This is a genomic window from Rhodococcus sp. UNC363MFTsu5.1 (assembly GCF_000686785.1).
GTDB classification, from domain to species: domain Bacteria; phylum Actinomycetota; class Actinomycetes; order Mycobacteriales; family Mycobacteriaceae; genus Rhodococcus_G; species Rhodococcus_G maanshanensis.
In genome coordinates, this window is record NZ_JMLO01000035.1 from 1 (window position 1) to 13,193 (window position 13,193).

General features: G+C 67.8%; 19 protein-coding genes. 13 read left to right on the forward strand and 6 right to left on the reverse strand.

All coding sequences use genetic code 11. The features are described 5' to 3' along the window. Positions 1-445: 445 nt before the first annotated feature. Entirely contained in the window at positions 446-1,324 is an 879-nt protein-coding gene (locus BR31_RS29740) for a hypothetical protein (RefSeq protein ID WP_051637658.1), read from the forward strand. A 117-nt stretch (positions 1,325-1,441) separates the two neighbouring features. On the opposite strand, the gene BR31_RS0122400 is transcribed toward BR31_RS29740, so the two are convergent. Beyond that, the gene (locus tag BR31_RS0122400; RefSeq protein WP_231496667.1) at positions 1,442-1,846 is read right to left on the reverse strand and encodes a MarR family winged helix-turn-helix transcriptional regulator; all 405 of its coding nucleotides are present in this window, start codon (positions 1,844-1,846) and stop codon (positions 1,442-1,444) included. A gap of 200 nt (positions 1,847-2,046) precedes the next feature. On the opposite strand from BR31_RS0122400, the gene BR31_RS0122405 reads away from it, so the two are divergent. Next, complete coding sequence (locus BR31_RS0122405) at positions 2,047-2,487, forward strand: SgcJ/EcaC family oxidoreductase (RefSeq protein WP_027502937.1); 441 nt, start codon at positions 2,047-2,049, stop codon at positions 2,485-2,487. Positions 2,488-2,522: 35 nt separating this feature from the next. On the opposite strand, the gene BR31_RS0122410 is transcribed toward BR31_RS0122405, so the two are convergent. Continuing rightward, the gene (locus tag BR31_RS0122410; protein WP_027502938.1) at positions 2,523-2,945 is read right to left on the reverse strand and encodes a hypothetical protein; all 423 of its coding nucleotides are present in this window, start codon (positions 2,943-2,945) and stop codon (positions 2,523-2,525) included. A gap of 158 nt (positions 2,946-3,103) precedes the next feature. On the opposite strand from BR31_RS0122410, the gene BR31_RS0122415 reads away from it, so the two are divergent. Further along, complete coding sequence (locus BR31_RS0122415) at positions 3,104-3,358, forward strand: hypothetical protein (RefSeq protein ID WP_027502939.1); 255 nt, start codon at positions 3,104-3,106, stop codon at positions 3,356-3,358. 35 nt (positions 3,359-3,393) lie between these two features. Here BR31_RS0122415 and BR31_RS0122420 read toward each other — a convergent pair whose 3' ends face one another. Further along, positions 3,394-4,266, reverse strand: a complete 873-nt coding sequence (locus BR31_RS0122420; protein ID WP_027502940.1) for a cutinase family protein — start codon at positions 4,264-4,266, stop codon at positions 3,394-3,396. Positions 4,267-4,359: 93 nt separating this feature from the next. Here BR31_RS0122420 and BR31_RS0122425 point away from each other — a divergent pair, with 93 nt between their 5' ends. Beyond that, positions 4,360-4,725 carry a VOC family protein gene (locus BR31_RS0122425; RefSeq protein WP_027502941.1) on the forward strand — a complete coding sequence of 122 codons (366 nt, stop codon included), beginning with the start codon at positions 4,360-4,362 and terminating at the stop codon, positions 4,723-4,725. A gap of 10 nt (positions 4,726-4,735) precedes the next feature. On the opposite strand, the gene BR31_RS0122430 is transcribed toward BR31_RS0122425, so the two are convergent. Both BR31_RS0122430 and BR31_RS0122435 read right to left on the reverse strand, forming a co-directional pair. Then, entirely contained in the window at positions 4,736-5,218 is a 483-nt protein-coding gene (locus tag BR31_RS0122430) for an SRPBCC domain-containing protein (protein WP_027502942.1), read from the reverse strand. Positions 5,219-5,220: 2 nt separating this feature from the next. Next, positions 5,221-5,547 (reverse strand): ArsR/SmtB family transcription factor, encoded by a 327-nt coding sequence (locus tag BR31_RS0122435; RefSeq protein WP_027502943.1) that lies wholly within the window; start codon positions 5,545-5,547, stop codon positions 5,221-5,223. 78 nt (positions 5,548-5,625) lie between these two features. Between BR31_RS0122435 and BR31_RS0122440 the strand changes: the two genes are divergently transcribed. The 4 genes from BR31_RS0122440 to BR31_RS0122455 all read left to right on the forward strand — a co-directional run bounded on the left by BR31_RS0122440 (position 5,626) and on the right by BR31_RS0122455 (position 7,737). Beyond that, positions 5,626-5,838 carry a DUF4287 domain-containing protein gene (locus BR31_RS0122440; RefSeq protein ID WP_027502944.1) on the forward strand — a complete coding sequence of 71 codons (213 nt, stop codon included), beginning with the start codon at positions 5,626-5,628 and terminating at the stop codon, positions 5,836-5,838. A gap of 36 nt (positions 5,839-5,874) precedes the next feature. Then, positions 5,875-6,462 carry a methyltransferase family protein gene (locus BR31_RS0122445; protein ID WP_027502945.1) on the forward strand — a complete coding sequence of 196 codons (588 nt, stop codon included), beginning with the start codon at positions 5,875-5,877 and terminating at the stop codon, positions 6,460-6,462. A gap of 73 nt (positions 6,463-6,535) precedes the next feature. Beyond that, complete coding sequence (locus BR31_RS0122450) at positions 6,536-7,138, forward strand: ClpP family protease (protein WP_051637660.1); 603 nt, start codon at positions 6,536-6,538, stop codon at positions 7,136-7,138. 2 nt (positions 7,139-7,140) lie between these two features. Continuing rightward, the gene (locus tag BR31_RS0122455; RefSeq protein WP_027502947.1) at positions 7,141-7,737 is read left to right on the forward strand and encodes an ATP-dependent Clp protease proteolytic subunit; all 597 of its coding nucleotides are present in this window, start codon (positions 7,141-7,143) and stop codon (positions 7,735-7,737) included. 16 nt (positions 7,738-7,753) lie between these two features. Here the strand turns inward: BR31_RS0122455 and BR31_RS0122460 are convergent, their stop codons facing one another. Further along, a complete protein-coding gene (locus tag BR31_RS0122460) occupies positions 7,754-8,128 on the reverse strand; it encodes a helix-turn-helix domain-containing protein (RefSeq protein WP_027502948.1) in 375 nt (124 codons plus the stop codon). Positions 8,129-8,273: 145 nt separating this feature from the next. Here BR31_RS0122460 and BR31_RS0122465 point away from each other — a divergent pair, with 145 nt between their 5' ends. The 5 genes from BR31_RS0122465 to htpG all read left to right on the forward strand — a co-directional run bounded on the left by BR31_RS0122465 (position 8,274) and on the right by htpG (position 13,191). Continuing rightward, the gene (locus BR31_RS0122465) at positions 8,274-8,714 is read left to right on the forward strand and encodes a hypothetical protein (RefSeq protein WP_027502949.1); all 441 of its coding nucleotides are present in this window, start codon (positions 8,274-8,276) and stop codon (positions 8,712-8,714) included. After that, a complete protein-coding gene (locus BR31_RS0122470; RefSeq protein WP_027502950.1) occupies positions 8,714-8,917 on the forward strand; it encodes a helix-turn-helix transcriptional regulator in 204 nt (67 codons plus the stop codon). Before BR31_RS0122465 ends, BR31_RS0122470 begins: the two co-directional genes overlap by 1 nt. A gap of 93 nt (positions 8,918-9,010) precedes the next feature. After that, positions 9,011-9,487, forward strand: coding sequence for an SRPBCC family protein (locus BR31_RS0122475; protein ID WP_027502951.1), 477 nt, complete (start codon positions 9,011-9,013; stop codon positions 9,485-9,487). Positions 9,488-9,556: 69 nt separating this feature from the next. Continuing rightward, the gene (locus BR31_RS29745) at positions 9,557-10,957 is read left to right on the forward strand and encodes a WS/DGAT domain-containing protein (RefSeq protein ID WP_081830636.1); all 1,401 of its coding nucleotides are present in this window, start codon (positions 9,557-9,559) and stop codon (positions 10,955-10,957) included. A 305-nt stretch (positions 10,958-11,262) separates the two neighbouring features. Then, complete coding sequence (gene htpG / locus BR31_RS0122490) at positions 11,263-13,191, forward strand: molecular chaperone HtpG (RefSeq protein WP_027502952.1); 1,929 nt, start codon at positions 11,263-11,265, stop codon at positions 13,189-13,191. The last annotated feature ends 2 nt before the right edge of the window (positions 13,192-13,193 follow it).

The window sequence follows — 13,193 nt, forward strand, 5'->3', positions numbered from 1 at the left end:
TCATCCGCAGGGACAACTCGGGAATCAGCCGTAAGAGGTCGGCGTCGGCGAGCTGCCATGCGGCCACATCCTGTGGCGCGGAGAGCATCTCGCCGAGACCCATGTTCCAATGCTACTCGAACATGTGTTCTATTGCAAGAGGGTCTCGTGCGTCAAAATCTCTGGCAGGGTCCCGACGTTGACGATCCGGGCGCAGGCCAGAAGGGGTGGGCTTATGGCGAGGCCGAACCGAGCACTGTCGAATCGGGCCCCCTCTAACGCGTACGGGAACGGAAGGCGTGGCGACACATAGTGTGCCAGAGTCCCATGCAGCCGCAGTTCAACGGAGCAGCGCAGACAGGTGTAGCGTCGGAACCTTCGCCAGGTGCGGAGTCCCAGGAGTGAATGCGCGTGATCACATGTCGGAAATGGGTCTGGGCACTGCTGGCGGCCACCGGTGTACGAAATGGCTGAGCGAACTCTGCTTCCCGTAGGGGATGAGGGAATCGATATCGACTCGATCCTGAGGGGGCTCCGGCCCTGGGCCCGCGGGTACTCGATCGATGTCGACGGTGGACCGGTGAGTATCCGCCTGACCAAGTGGTCCGTCGACGATGGCGGCACATTCGTCCCGTCGTCCGGCAACGTCATGATCAGGTTCGACGTGGCAGGTGCCACGCTGATGCCGCTCCGCGCGATCGGCGCGATCCGCTGGGCCGCACCGGTGAACCTCGCCCCGCTCTATCTCTACTCCCACGGCCTGGGGTACGCGAGTACGAGATTCGAGGTGGCCGCGTTCTTTTCGATCTCGGGCACACAGATCGAAGCGCCTTCGAACTTCGACTGGCAGAAGCACGCCATCAGGCACTCCGGGAGCTACACCGTCTACCGCACCACCGTCGCTTCCGAGCAACTGGCCGAGGTGTACCGATCGCTGGACAGCCGGTTCTACCTGCCCTACATGGACCGACGTGGTACCTACTGGGATGTTCGGGTCGTACCACCGCCTGAGGACTCGGGACTTGGATCATCGTTCGACTCGGCCCTGGGAGCTTTGTCAAGAAAAGCTGCCATCAGAAGTGACATCAGGCCACTCGCACTCGAGTGGGTGTGTGACAGCAAGGTCGAGTTCACCTTCCTCCTAGTTCGAAGACAACGCTGCTATCGCATCGAGTTGGAGTTCCCCACCGACGACGACATGGCCGGGGGTCGATTCCTGCTTCCCGGGGACATGGTGCTGATCCGGGAGCCTGCACAGTTTGCTGCTGGGTTGGTCTGGATGTTGTATGAACGCTCGGCAGTTTCGTCGTCGCTGTTCGGTGTCGAGTGTGAATGCACGACTTGACTCGGGCAGGGGACGGCGCACCGAATGCGACTGGACGCAGCCAGTGCCACGGACTCCCTGGACTCCGGCCGTAGGGCGGCCAGCGTCTCGACACAAGACCGGGTGCGGGTCGCCGGCTCAATCGGTGCTTCGGTCGCTCTCGGTGATCTCGTCGACCGACTGCTGGAATGCCTCGGACGCGCGGGCGAAGTAGTCGAAGAGCAGTTCGCGCTGTTGTGGGGTGTAGCTCGCGATGATGTCGCCGATTCTGCGCCGGGCCGGGGTCAGCACCTTGTCGAGGTCGGCGGGTTGGTCGATCGGTTCGACGATGACCTTGCGCCGGTCGCCGGGGTCGGCGGCCCGGCGCACATAACCAGCCTGTTCGAGGCGATCGATGAGCCGGGTGGTGGGGCCGGTGGTCAGGCCCGTGCGCCCGCCGAGTTCGCCGGGCGTCATGGCGCCGTTCAGTTCGAGGATGTTCAGTCCGTACAGGTCGGTCGCGCCCAGGTCGACGGCCTTCGCGCCCGCTTGAGCATGCAGCACAACGGAACTCAGGTACCGGCGGAAGATGGCGCTCGGATCGCTTTCGTGCCGTGGTGTTGACAAGGGTGACCCTCTCTCGTAATCTCTTCCTCAGCGAAGAAACATCTTCAACGAAGAAAAATCTCCTAGGCAGAGAATAGCACGGAGGGCTCCAGCGACCCGAAATCCACTCCGCATCAATGATTCGAAAGGGCCTCACGATGAACGCCACCGACACCACCGCCATCCGTGCACTGATCGAGCGCAGCCAGGACGCCTGGAAGCGCGGCGACGGGGCCGCCTATGGCGCCTGCTTCGCCGCCGATGCCACCGATGTGACCTATGCCGGCACCGTCTACCGCGGTGGCGACGAGATCGGCCGGGCTCATCAGGCGCTGTTCGACAGCTTCCTGAAGGGCACCAACCTCACCGTCGATATCGGGGAGATCCGCCGCTACGGCGCTGATACGGCCGTCGTGGTGACACGAGGCGAATCCTCGAAGGGCACGCCGAAGAAGCTGGGAAAGCTCGCGACCTACACCGTCATTCGTGACGTCGATGGCCAGTGGCGCATCGCGGCCGTGCAGAAGACCCAGCACAAGCCGCTGATGGAGGCGGTGTCCTTCAAGTTCCAGCCCGCCACGCGGCCGGCCGCGTACTGACGCAAGGCGTCACAGCAGCATCGGCGAGGCGCCCGTCACGGCACGTAGAACGTGGCAAGTCCGGGGGTGATGATCCCGGCCACCGGATTGACGACGACGGCGACCTGCCCGATCCCGGTGTTGACCGACGCCTGTGCCGGGATCCCGTTCAAGCCGTCCGACAGCTGAGTGGTTCCGGTCGCGCCCGTCGACAGGTTCAGCCACTGCACCTGGGAGGAGAGTGGGCAGCCCCAGCCGCCGGGCTTACCGCCGGTGATCACCACGACACCGGGTCGGTCACCGACCACCGCCGCGCACTGGGTCGCGGGAGCGTCGAAGCTCCCGTTCGGATTCCCGTACGGGGCCGGATTGATCTGAAACGGAACGGTCACCGGAGCCGCCGCAGCAACGCCCGCCGCCGACAATCCCAACGCAGCGACAGCCGTGGCGCACAAACCGAGCCTACGAGCGAGTTTCACAACAGATCTCCTGCATGCTGGCGGGCCCGACCCGGACAGTGCCCAGCGTATCGCGCGCGTACTGGACGGTCCGCATGTTGACGGGCCGGTGTGTCCGGTCGACACTGCCCTGAGGCCGGACTGGGCCGCGCCGCCAGCACGAGAGAGGTCTCGATCCGATGCCGATGCAACAAGCGCAGGCGCGCATGTTCCTGGCCATGCTCCGGCGGGAGGCCGACGACCTGGCGGCCGGCATCGAATCGGCAGAGGCTGACGCGGTCCGCGCCAGGAGTGCGGGCAACCTCGACCGCCAGGCCGAACTGCTCGTCAGGGCTGGGGCGTTGGATCGACGCATGTACGAGGTGCACCGAATGATCGCCAGGCTGCAGGCTCGGTTCCCCGACGCCGACGACCTCGCGCCCGAGCCCGCCTGACCCAGAGACCCGCGGTGCCGCGAGTTGCTCGTCGCTCAGGCGGCCCTGCTCGTCAGGCGCCTCGCGGGCCGGACTCCGAACGTCGCCTGCACCTGGATCCATTGCGCCAGCACCTGGCACCCGGTCAGCCCGCCCGCGTCCAGTGGTTCGGTGGCGTAGGCGACGTGCCGCCCGCCCCGCGGGTTGCTCACCCGCACGCTGCCCCAGGTCAGACGTGCGGGCAGGTAGCCGAGCACCTCGAACGCTGCGGTGCGCAGGCGCCGCAGATCCGTGCGCCACTGCCGGACGCTCAGTCGGGTTTTCGTCGCGTTCTGGAAGCTGTTGTTGCGGAGCAGTTCCCAGAGCTTGCCCAGCCAGGTGCGGGGTTCGCGGAGTGACATCCAGCGGGCGAGGTCCGCGATGTCGCGCACGTAGCTGTCGTCGCTGGCGTTGCAGATCATGTCATCGGGATGCCCGACCCACAGGACGGGGATCGAGTCCGGCGTCGCCGGACCGGCCCCGGCGACACCGTGCCCGCGGCAACCCGGCACGGCGCCGTCCGGCTGCTCGGGGTCGGAGATCAGCCCGACGGCGGCGATGCCATCCACCGCCAGCCGTCCGGCAGCGATGTGTCCCAGCACCTCACGGATGACCGTGCAGCCCTGCGAGTAGCCGATCAGCATCACCTGGCCGTCGGTCTCCGCGACCGCCTCGATCACCCTGCGCACGCCGACCTCGGTGCTCTGCCGGTAACTGAGCCCGCCGACGGCGACCGGGCCGTAGGAGGCGGGGTAGCCGACCCAGCGGGCGACGAAGCGGCCGTCGAGAGCGTCGGTGACCTCGCGCAGCAGCCCGGACACCTCCGTGCGGCGGTCGTCGGGATGCGATTCCCCGGTACCCCCGACGGCGAGAACGGTTATCTGCGACATGCGTCCACGATGCCCGCGCCGGGTAAGGATCCGTTCAGGGACGCCTGAGAAGATCCTGGCAATCGAGGTCCGGCGCGGCTTAGGGTCGAGGCCATGACCCGTCCCGACATCGGTATGGAATACCCGGTCCTGGATTGTCCCGATCCGGGCGCGTTGGCCACCTTCTACGGCGCGGTGCTCGGCTGGGAGGTCGCGCGGGCGGACGACCACTGGGTGGTCCTGCAGGGGCCGGGCGCACTCCGGATCGCGTTCCAGCTCGCGCCCGACTTCGTGCCGGTCGACTGGCCGGCGCAGGGCGTCCGGGTGCACCTGGATCTGCGGATCGACGACATGGAAGCCTCCACCATGTGGGTGCTCGGGCTTGGTGCCGAGCTCGTCGAGGGACCGGCGGACCATCCGGATTTCACGGTGTTCCGGGATCCGGCGGGGCACTACTTCTGCCTCTGCCTCAACGACTGAGCGGCGGCGTTCAGCCGGCCTTCGCGAGCAGCGCGTCGAGCGCCGCGTAGCTGGCGTTCATGCCGTCCTCCATGCCGGACTGCAGCATGCCGTCGCGTTCGGCGGCGGTGAAGTACTGGCTGTCGATGACGACCCTGGTGCGGCCGTCGCCCAGGTCGACGAATGCGACGGAATCGATGCACACGTGCGCAGGCATGCCGTCCCACTCGAAGGAGTAGACGATCCGCTCCTTCGGCGTGATCTCGCGGAACCGCCCCTCGAAGCCGTCGGTTCCGCCCTCGTGGTGCTCGACGAACCGCCAGTGGCCGCCGCGCTCGAACTCCCAGCGTTCGACGTCGAGCGGGTTTCCGCGACCCCACCACTGGGCCAGTTGATCGGGTTCGGTGTATGCGGCCCAGACCCGGTCGCGGGTGGCGTCGAAGACGCGCTCGACGTGGATGTCCCGGTCGCCGGGCGTGGATACGGTCGCGGCGGGGGTGTGTTGCGTGGTCATCGTTACTCCTCCTTGCGGTTGAGGAACTGTCCGAGACGGTCCAGGCGGCCCTCGATCTCGAGCTGGTGACCCCTGATCCAGGCGAGCTCGCGGTCGAGCGGGTTCGTGCCGAGTCGGCAGTGGCGCACTCGGCCACGTTTCTCGGTCACGACCATGCCCGCGTCCTCGAGGAGGCGCAGGTGCTTCGTGATGCCGGTGAGGGTCATCTCGAAGCGCTCCGCCAGCTCGCTCACCGTGGCGTCGGTCCGGCCGAGGTGCTCGAGGATCCCGCGTCGGGTGGGATCGGAGAGCGCCGCGAACGAGGCGTCGAGCCGTGAATGCTGAACCATCTAGTTCAGTATTGGCTTCCGGTGTCGCGGTGTCAATGGAGGGGAAGACCAGAACCAAGAGCGGTAGCGTCACAGGTTATGACTGAGCCAGTGAAGGGTCCGGCCTCCTACTTCCCCTCGATCGAGGAGAAGTACGGCCGGCCGATCTCGGAGTGGAAGACCATGATCCGGTCCTCGGATCTGACCAAGCACATGGAGCTGGTCGGCTGGCTCAAGGCCGAGCACGGCATGGGTCACGGGCACGCCAACGCCCTGGTCAAGCACACCCTCGACGAGGACGCGGCCGGCTAGATCGGCCGAGGACGCGAGGGGCTAGGAGGCGGCGTCGTGCTCCCACTCTTCGCGTCCGATCCGGTTGCCGGAGCGATCCTGGCCACGGCGTTCACGGCATTCGTGTTCTCGGAGTTGTGGATCGGGCGTGCCCGGCCCGGCAGCGCCGAGCGCGATCAGGACGCCCGCAGCGGGCTCGCGGTCGGGCTGGGGCTGCTGGTCGCCTACGCCGGTGGGCTCGCGATCAGCCTGCTCGTCACGGCGACCGTGATCACCACGGGCGCGGTCTGGTATTTCGTTGCGGGCCTGGCGATCGCGGCCGCGGGTCAGGGCCTGCGCCTGCGCGCGGTGTACGAACTCGGGGCCGCCTTCACGTTCAAGGTCCAGGTGGCTCCCGGCCAGGCCGTCGTGGACACCGGCCTGTACCGGTGGATCCGGCACCCGTCCTACACCGGCGCGCTGATCTGCGCGCTGGGGTTCACCATCGCGTACACCAACTGGCTCGCCCCGCTGGCGGTGCTGGGGTTGGTGCTCGGCTACGTGGTGCGGATCCCGCACGAGGAGCGGACGCTGTCCGAGGGTCTCGGCGAGCCGTACCGGCAGTACATGCGCCGGACCAAGCGGCTGATCCCGTTCGTGTTCTAGGTGCCGGCCGGATCCGTCTGCCCTCGGCAGACAAATCGATTCGCCACCGCGCCAGGCGGATACAACGGAATGCATGATCGCGACACCAGCCCTGACTTATCGAGACCAACTCACCGACCGGCTGTTCCGGCAGCGCACCGTGCTGCTGACCGGTGAGGTGAACGACGAGATGGCCGAGCGGGCCTGCGCCGAGATGGTGCTGCTCGCCACGGCCGACGCCGAGCGTGACGTCGTCGTCTACATCAACTCGCCCGGCGGCTCCGTGCTGGCCGGGCTCGCCATCTACGACACCATGAAGCTGATCCCCAACGACGTGGTGACCGTCGCGCTGGGGTTCGCCGCCAGCATGGGCCAGGTGCTGCTCGCCTCCGGCACCCACGGGAAGCGGATCAGCTTGGCGCACAGCCGGATCATGATGCACCAGCCGTCGGCCGGCATCGGCGGCACGGCGATGGACATCGCCATCCAGGCCGACAACTGGGAGTACATGAAGCGACAGTCGGAGGAGATCCTCGCGGCCGAGACCGGCCGCACGGTCGAGGAGATCGCCGCCGACAGCGACCGGGACCGCTGGTTCACCCCCGAGCAGGCGCGCGAGTACGGGATCGTCGACCACGTGGTCGGATCCTTCGCACAGATCGCGCCGTTCGCGACCGCACAACGAATGGGGCTGTAGTCATGGCGCAGTATGCGATCCCCAGTGTCATCGAGCGAACCCCCGCGGGCGAGCGCTCCTTCGACGTGTTCAGCCGCCTGCTCAACGAACGGATCATCTTCCTGGGAACCGAGATCGACGACGGCGTCGCGAATGTGGTGATGGCGCAGTTGCTGCACCTCGAGGCGGAGGCGCCGGATCGGGAGATCGGTCTGTACATCAACTCGCCGGGCGGGTCGACCACCGCGATGCTCGCCATCTACGACACCATGCAGTTCCTGCGCCCCACCGTCGCCACCTACTGCATGGGTCAGGCTGCGTCCGCCTCGGCGGTGCTGCTCGCGGCTGGAGCGCCGGGGCGCAGACACGTGCTCGCGCATTCGCGGGTGCTGCTGCATCAACCGTCCGCGCGGGGCGAGGGCACCATCTCCGACCTCGCCCTGCAGGCCGCGGAGGTGCTGCGGGTCCGGGCGCAGACCGAGGAGATCCTCAGCGCGCACACCGGCCAGGACGTGACGCGACTGCGCAGGGACACCGACCGGGACCGGATCTTCACCGCTCAGGAGGCGCTCGACTACGGCCTCGCGGACCAGATCATCGTCACCCGGGACGCGGCGTAGCGCACGGCCCCGCCGATCAGGCGGCCAGCAGCTCCACCCGCGGCGGACCGGTCACCGAGCGCTGACCGGTCCGCCGCGGGACCGCCAGTCGCCGCACGCCCCGGGCCAGCAGGTTCTCCAGCGGCAGGCCGAGTGCGTCGCACACCGAGCGCAGCATCTCCGACGACGGCTCCTTGCGTCCGCGCTCCATCTCGGAGAGGTACTGCTTGGACATGCCAACCGCTCGCGCCACGTCGTCGAGGGTGCGGTCCTGATCGCGGCGCTCGTCGCGCAGGATCTCGCCGTAGACCTGCCGCAGCAGGGGAGCGGGCCCGTCGCCTCGGTCCGGGCGTCGGCCGTCGCGCCGCCTGGTGGCGATGTCGACGACGACCGGCCGGTCCACAGCTGTCATGACCGCAAGCCTGCCACCGGGGTCTGATGTTCGGCGCACGTGTTCACTCAGGGCGGACCCGACGGCGAGATCCGCTGACGCTTGATCGCCGATGTAAAGCGTGCTTGACTCCGTATGACAAGCACGCTTTACATCGGAGGCATGAATGGTGCGAACTCAGCAGGCCGGGCGCGCGTGGCGAGCGCCGGTGTCGCACTACGTGTTGGCGGCGGTCTTCGGCGTGATCGCCACCGCCTTCCTGTCGACGATCTCGGGTCTGACGAACCCCGGCAGTTTCCGGGAGGTGTTCGCGATCACCGCGCTCTGCGCGGCCTACCCGGCTTTCGCGCTCGGCGTGAAGATGTTTGTCACCGGTCACACCGTGACGGTGGATGCCCACGGGGAACAGAGCATTGAGGTGCGGTGGATGGAGCGGGCCGGGGCTGGCGCGTTCCTCGACGTGCTCGTCGCGACGACGCTCGGTGCCGCGGCTCTGCTCATCACCGGGTTCGAGGTCCAGGCGGTCGCGGCGCTGATCGGCCTCGCCGCCTTCTCGGTGGTGGATGTCGGCCTGCGCTATCTCATCATCAAGCGGCAGGCGTCCTAGTGCGGAACGACCTGGCGTCGCGCCGCTCCGAGCGAGGCTGGTCCCAGGCCGAGTTGGCAGCGCGGCTCGGGGTCTCGCGCCAAACCGTCATCTCCATCGAGCGCGGACGGTTCGATCCCTCTTTGCCTCTTGCCTTTTCCATCGCCGAGGTCTTCGGCTGCACGATCGAGGACGTCTTCACGCCTGCCGCACGAAGCGAATGAGCCGCCCTGGCGCGTTCGGTGGCGACCGACCGTTGCGGGGTGGAGAATTCGGCGAGAGCCCGGCCGTCGGGCGCAACGGAAACGGAGACCTGCATGGCACCCGAGAGCAAGGACAGCTTCCTCGTGGAACGCTCCCTCGACGTCGCCGCCAGCCCGACCACGCTGCACGGCTTGATCGAGGACTTTCGCCGCTGGCCCGACTGGTCGCCATGGGAGGAGCTCGACCCCACCATGACCCGCACCTACGGCGGGGCCGACCGTGGAGTCGGCGCCACCTACTCCTGGTCGGGCAACCGCAAGGCGGGTTCGGGATCGATGGTGATCACGGAGTCGGTGCCCGGGCAGAAGGTGGTGCTGGACTTGGCGTTCCTGAAGCCGTTCAAGGCCGAGAACGTCACCACCTTCCTGCTGGAACCGAGCGGCGACGGCACCACGGTGCGCTGGCAGATGACCGGCAAGAAGACGTGGTTCTTCAAGGTGTTCGGGTTCGTGTTCAGCATGGACAAGATGGTGGGCAAGGACTTCGAGAAGGGTCTGGCCAAGCTGAAGGCCCTCGCCGAGGCCGGATAGGCTCCCGTGCCCGCCACGGCGGGCACGTCGGCGGCCGGCGGTCGGTGATACCTTCCGTCGGTGCCGCGGATGAGTCCCCCTGATGCGCAGACGTACTGGATCTCCACCAAGATCCACAGCGACCAGTTCCTGCTCTACTGTTTCGAGGACTCGGCCGACTCGACTGCCGAGATGAGCCGGTCGCTCATCGCGCGCGCGGCACTCGTCGCGGACCTGCGGCTCAAGGTCCGCGACGTCCCGTTCCACGCCGACTATCCGTACTGGGTCCCGATGGACATCGGCGCCGACCACGTGGTGGCCCACGAGCCGCTCGAGAGCTGGCCTGACTGCCTGCTGGCGGTGGGGGAGCTGCTGACCGAACGCCTGGACTCACGCGAATCGCCTTGGCGACTGCACCTTTTCGCGGTCGGCCGCGGTGCGCCGCGGTGCGGTGACGCACCCGCGGTGGTCGCGGTGCTGCAGGTCGCACACGCCCTGGCCGATGGCCGGGGCGCCTCGGCGCTGGCCAGGGCCCTGTTCGGCGGGCAGGCCGCTGCCGCGCGGCGTTCGCCGCGCCCCGCGCCGTGGCGACCGGTCTCGGCGCTCGCGCTGGCGGCCGCTCGACTGCCCGCGCAGCTGGCCTCCCTCGCGGTCGCCGCGGTGCCGGCCCACCGGACCCACCGCGAACTCGAGCGCGACACCGCCGCGGGGGTGCTGCCGCCGCAACCGCCGAGCCTGCCCAAGGGGCCGACCAACGCCCGGCCGGACGAGCACCGGTCGGTGCGGATGGTGGTCCGCGACGCCGCGGAGCTACGCGGGCCCGGCGTCACCGTCACGGTGGGGGCGATGACCGCGATCTCGCTCGCGCTCACCCGGTACCTGGAGGCGCAGGGGAACGAGCTGCCCGCGAACCTCGCCGCGGAGGTGACGGTCGCCAAGTCGGGGCAGGCGCACGCGCGGAACCACTTCCGCAACGTCGCGGTCGACCTGCATCCGGATCTCGCCGACCTGCGCGAGCGCGCCGAGGCGATCGCCGCGTCGATGGCATCGCGCCGGGTCCGCGGCGAGCACTCGGCCGCGGCCGCCGCTGACCGCGCGCTGCGCTCGGTTCCCGGTCCGCTGGTGCGGTGGGGCGTCGAGCAGTTCGATTTCGGCGCGATCCCCGACACCGTCACGGGCAACACCGTGGTCTCCAGTGTCGACCGCGGTCCCGCCGATCTGTCCCTCGGTGGCGGACGGGTGCGTTTCACGGCCGGATTCCCGGCGTTGTCCCAGTTCATGGGCCTGACGCACGGCGTGCACGGCATCGGTGACACCGTGACGATCGGGGTCACCACCAGTCCGTCGGTGCTGGCCGACATCGACGCCTACGAGGCGATGCTGCACGAGGCGATAGACGAGGTCGGCGCCGCACTTGGGCCGATCGGGTGGCGAGGCGCGCCGTCCCCCGATACCCTGCATTCGGTGTCGGAAGCTCCGGCAGAGCAGTGACGACTCGACGAGTCATCGAAGGAGTACCCAGATGTCGACCTACATTTACGATGCACTGGTTCCCTATGTCGGACCGGCCGAGGCCGCGAACCTGGCCACCTTGCTGGCCGTCGGACCGTAAGGACCACACACCCTCACGTGAGGCCCGGTGGAGCGTTCGCTCCGCCGGGCCTCACGCATGTCCGGCTCCTGGGTGCACGCGGGTGATGCCCGGACGGGCCGCCGCGGGATCGGCGTAATATTCCGACGACGAATCTGGTGTCGAGGCCCAACGTCGAGGGCCTCGGCTGTCGAAGGGAATCGGATTGAACGCGCACATCGAGCAGCTCGAATTCCAGGCGGAAACCCGTCAGCTGCTGGATCTGATGGTCCACTCGGTCTACTCGAACAAGGACTCCTTCCTCCGTGAGCTGGTCTCCAACGCCTCGGATGCGCTGGACAAGCTGCGCCTCGAGGCGTTCCGCGACAAGGACCTCGACGTGGACACCTCGGATCTGCACATCGAGATCGAGGTGGACAAGCAGGCTCGCACGCTGACCGTTCGCGACAACGGCATCGGCATGTCCCGCGAGGAGGTCGTGGATCTGATCGGCACGCTGGCCCGCTCCGGCACGGCGGATCTGCGTCGCAAGCTCCGCGAGGCCAAAGATGCGGCGGCGAGCGAGGAGCTGATCGGGCAGTTCGGCATCGGCTTCTACTCGACCTTCATGGTCGCGGACAAGGTCACCCTGCTGACCCGCCGCGCGGGCGAGAGCCAGGCGACTCGCTGGGAGTCGAGTGGCGAGGCCACGTACACGATCGAGTCCGTCGACGACGCGCCGCAGGGCAGCTCCGTGACGCTGCACCTCAAGCCCGAGGACTCCGAGGACCACCTGCACGACTACACCTCCGAGTACAAGATCAAGGAACTGGTCAAGCGCTACTCCGACTTCATCGCCTGGCCGATCCGGATGGACGTCGCGCGCAGCGTGCCGGGGGAGGACGGCGCCGAGGCGACGGTGACCGTCGAGTCCGAGACGATCAACTCGATGAAGGCGCTGTGGGCGCGCTCAAAGGACGAGGTCTCCGACGAGGAGTACCAGGAGTTCTACCGGCACATCGCGCACGCATGGGACGAGCCGCTCGAGACCATCGCGATGAAGGCGGAGGGCACCTTCGAGTACCAGGCGCTGCTGTTCATCCCGACGCATGCGCCGTTCGACCTCTTCCAGCGCGACGCCAAGACCGGCGTGCAGCTCTACGTCAAGCGCGTGTTCATCATGGATGACTGCGATCAGCTGATCCCCGAGTACCTGCGCTTCGTCAAGGGCGTGGTGGACGCGCAGGACCTCTCGCTCAACGTCTCGCGCGAGATCCTGCAGCAGGACCGCCAGATCCGGGCCATCCGGCGCAGGCTCACCAAGAAGGTGCTGTCCACGATCAAGGACATCCAGACCGAACGCCCCGAGGACTACCGCACCCTGTGGACCCAGTTCGGCCGCGTGCTCAAGGAGGGCCTGCTCTCCGACACCGACAATCGCGATGCGCTGCTTGGCATCTCGTCGTTCGCGTCCACCAACAGCGAGGACGAGCCGACCACCCTTGGCGACTACCTGACGCGCATGAAGGACGGACAGGAGCAGATCTACTACGCGACGGGTGAGACGCGGCAGCTGCTCGAGAGCTCGCCGCACATGGAGGCCTTCCGCGCTCGCGGCCTCGAGGTGCTGTTGCTGACCGATCCCGTGGACGAGATGTGGGTCGGCGCGGTGCCCGAATACGAGGGCAAGGTCTTCCAGTCCATCGCCAAGGGTGAGGTCGACCTCGACAGCGAGGAAGACAAGAAGGCAGGCGAGTCCGAGCGTGAGGAGAAGGAGAAGGACTTCGCGGGTCTGCTCACCTGGATGACCGAGACGCTCAGCGAGCAGGTCAAGCAGGTGCGGCTGTCCACGCGGTTGACCACCTCCCCGGCCTGCATCGTCGGTGACGCGTTCAGCATGTCGCCGACCCTGGAGAAGATGTACCGCGCCTCGGGGCAGGTGCTCCCGCCCACCAAGCGGATCCTCGAGCTCAACCCAGAGCACCCGCTCGTTGCGGCGCTGCGGACGGCCCAGACCGAACGCGACGACGATCCGGCGCTGGCGGAGACCGCCGAACTGCTCTACGGGATGGCGCTGCTCGCCGAGGGCGGCGAGCTCGACGACCCCGCGCGGTTCACCGGCATGCTCGCCGACCGACTGGCCCGAACGGTGTAGTC

Bases quoted from the DNA above. Each gene is read 5' to 3' on its own strand.
- BR31_RS29740 (WP_051637658.1), top strand. From the start codon at position 446: ATGGCTGAGCGAACTCTGCTTCCCGTAGGGGATGAGGGAATCGATATC.
- BR31_RS0122405 (WP_027502937.1), top strand. From the start codon at position 2,047: ATGAACGCCACCGACACCACCGCCATCCGTGCACTGATCGAGCGCAGC.
- BR31_RS0122415 (WP_027502939.1), top strand. From the start codon at position 3,104: ATGCCGATGCAACAAGCGCAGGCGCGCATGTTCCTGGCCATGCTCCGG.
- BR31_RS0122420 (WP_027502940.1), bottom strand. From the start codon at position 4,266: ATGTCGCAGATAACCGTTCTCGCCGTCGGGGGTACCGGGGAATCGCAT.
- BR31_RS0122425 (WP_027502941.1), top strand. From the start codon at position 4,360: ATGACCCGTCCCGACATCGGTATGGAATACCCGGTCCTGGATTGTCCC.
- BR31_RS0122430 (WP_027502942.1), bottom strand. From the start codon at position 5,218: ATGACCACGCAACACACCCCCGCCGCGACCGTATCCACGCCCGGCGAC.
- BR31_RS0122435 (WP_027502943.1), bottom strand. From the start codon at position 5,547: ATGGTTCAGCATTCACGGCTCGACGCCTCGTTCGCGGCGCTCTCCGAT.
- BR31_RS0122440 (WP_027502944.1), top strand. From the start codon at position 5,626: ATGACTGAGCCAGTGAAGGGTCCGGCCTCCTACTTCCCCTCGATCGAG.
- BR31_RS0122450 (WP_051637660.1), top strand. From the start codon at position 6,536: ATGATCGCGACACCAGCCCTGACTTATCGAGACCAACTCACCGACCGG.
- BR31_RS0122455 (WP_027502947.1), top strand. From the start codon at position 7,141: ATGGCGCAGTATGCGATCCCCAGTGTCATCGAGCGAACCCCCGCGGGC.
- BR31_RS0122460 (WP_027502948.1), bottom strand. From the start codon at position 8,128: ATGACAGCTGTGGACCGGCCGGTCGTCGTCGACATCGCCACCAGGCGG.
- BR31_RS0122465 (WP_027502949.1), top strand. From the start codon at position 8,274: ATGGTGCGAACTCAGCAGGCCGGGCGCGCGTGGCGAGCGCCGGTGTCG.
- BR31_RS0122475 (WP_027502951.1), top strand. From the start codon at position 9,011: ATGGCACCCGAGAGCAAGGACAGCTTCCTCGTGGAACGCTCCCTCGAC.
- BR31_RS29745 (WP_081830636.1), top strand. From the start codon at position 9,557: ATGAGTCCCCCTGATGCGCAGACGTACTGGATCTCCACCAAGATCCAC.